This window comes from uncultured Rothia sp., assembly GCF_937976295.1.
Classification (GTDB): domain Bacteria; phylum Actinomycetota; class Actinomycetes; order Actinomycetales; family Micrococcaceae; genus Rothia.
On sequence record NZ_CALJRY010000108.1, the window covers coordinates 1 to 1,908 of the forward strand.

General features: G+C 55.2%; 1 protein-coding gene and 1 pseudogene. Both read right to left on the reverse strand.

Features of this window, described 5'->3' with window-relative positions; genetic code table 11:
* Window positions 1-301: 301 nt before the first annotated feature.
* Window positions 302-1,180: a thioredoxin domain-containing protein gene (locus Q0216_RS02780; RefSeq protein WP_298592751.1), complete on the reverse strand. Its 879-nt coding sequence runs from the start codon at window positions 1,178-1,180 to the stop codon at window positions 302-304.
* 425 nt (window positions 1,181-1,605) lie between these two features.
* Window positions 1,606-1,908, reverse strand: a pseudogene (locus tag Q0216_RS02785) (cAMP-binding protein); the annotation flags it as partial.

Consider the following 1,908-nt stretch of genomic DNA (forward strand, 5'->3'; position numbering starts at 1 on the left):
CCCCTACCGGATTCGAACCGGTGACCCTCTGTTTACAAGACAGATGCTCTGGCCAACTGAGCTAAGGAGGCAACTTGTCCAGTGTACCCTATTCTCTTGGTTGAATCTGCTTAGCGTTCCTTTTGCAGTTTGCGCTGAGAATGCTTCTAGATTATGCCTGTCTGATGCGATCATTTCCTTCGTTGCACCCTTTGAGAGCACCACTTCTGCTTGCTGCTGACCAGCCCCTCGAGCTCATCACTGCGTATAGAAAAACCCGGTAGCCTCGCGTGGAGGTTACCGGGTTTTCGAATCAAAGAGGTTACTTCTTCTTTGCTTCAATCTTCTGCTTCAGGAAGGTGCTGAAGTCGTTGCTGGTGTACTGCTCGCCATCAACGAAGACGGTGGGGGTACCCTGAATGCCGTTCTTTGCGGATTCAGCGTTGACCACGTCTACGAAGGGGCGCCACTTGCCATCGTTCATATCGGAGCCGATGGACGCACCGTACTTAGAGGCAATGTCGGCGATCTGCTGGTTGTTCATGTCGCCGCTACCCTGGTGGGAGAAAATCTCACGCTGGTAGTTCAGGAAGTTGCTGGTGCTCACCTGGTTTGCCACGGAGTATGCAGCTGCCGCGTTACGTGCGGAGTATGCGGTGGGCGAGGAGCGGTCCAGGAAGGTCAGGTTGCGGATTTCCAGGGTGATGGTGCCGTCTTCGACGAGCTTCTGAATCTCTTCGCCGTACTTCTTCTCGAACTCTGCACAGTGCACGCAGTTGTAGTCCTGGAAAATGGTCACACGTACGGGCTGGCCGTTCTTGGCTGCCTCTTCAGCGGTCTGCACGCCCGGGGGCAGGGTGTTGACTGCTGCGGCGGTTCCGTTAACCATGGGGGTCACGGAGGAGGTCGAGGTTACGAGCTGCTTGAAGTCGCGGGTCTCCTGGGTGGAGGAATTCTGGACGATGCCGTCCTTGGTCAGCACAATACCGCCGTATTCGTTGGCGCTGGAGGGCACCGGGCCGCTTTCTGCTACCTGGGTGTTCTTGTTGCCGTTGACTACGACGAAGCCGATGATACCTACGATGACGAGGACCACGGCGAGTACGCCGAACTGGAGCCAGCGGCGGCTTGCCTGGCTGGGGCTCTTCTTAGCCTGCTGGGCCGCAATCTGGCGGGCTTTTTCGCGGGCGTCGGTCGACATGCCTGCTCCTTTGGTTGGGAATATGGGTGGCGGTTCGTCCACTTCTTCTAGCCTACTCCGGTTGGAGTGAGCGCCCATCCGTAAAGCTTCAGATGACCTGACTCTCCCCTGCCCGGGGTTGTTCTTATCCCCTATGGGGTGTTCTAGAGCTTTAGCTTCCTGCCGTATATGCAGCTGAAAGCTATGTCAATCAGTTCCTATCACATGGATAGGTTCTGTCTTATCTCTAGTGTGGACGTACCGCGCTACCCGTCTAGCCTACCGAATGGGTGCCTTATCGGCTAGTTAATACCCTGACTGAGATACTGTGATGTCTATTCTCACGCTCTCAGCTTATTTTCCTCATAAACTTTCTTAGCATTGAGAGTCTCTCTCCCCTGCTACAAGCTACACCGAGGCACCCATCCGGTTCAGCTAACCAGCGGTTAGGGAATGTTGTAGACTTCCACTCCCCCAATGAACGGGCGAGTATCGAAATTCCCCTTCCACTCCACGCTCAGACCGTGCTTCTCCAGTACGGGGATAATAGTGTCCTTCATGAGCTCCACGGAGAGCTTCTTGTGAAGGGCACTGATCTCTTCCTTCTGCGCATCGCTCAGCGCGTTCCATTCATTTTCGTCCCTGGGGTAGGCGAGGAAGGAGCCGAAACCAACGTAGGTGCCGCCGCTTTCAGCGAGGCTTTCAGTGTCCTGCTGGTGGAAGTAGATGTATCCCTTCCATTCACGGCT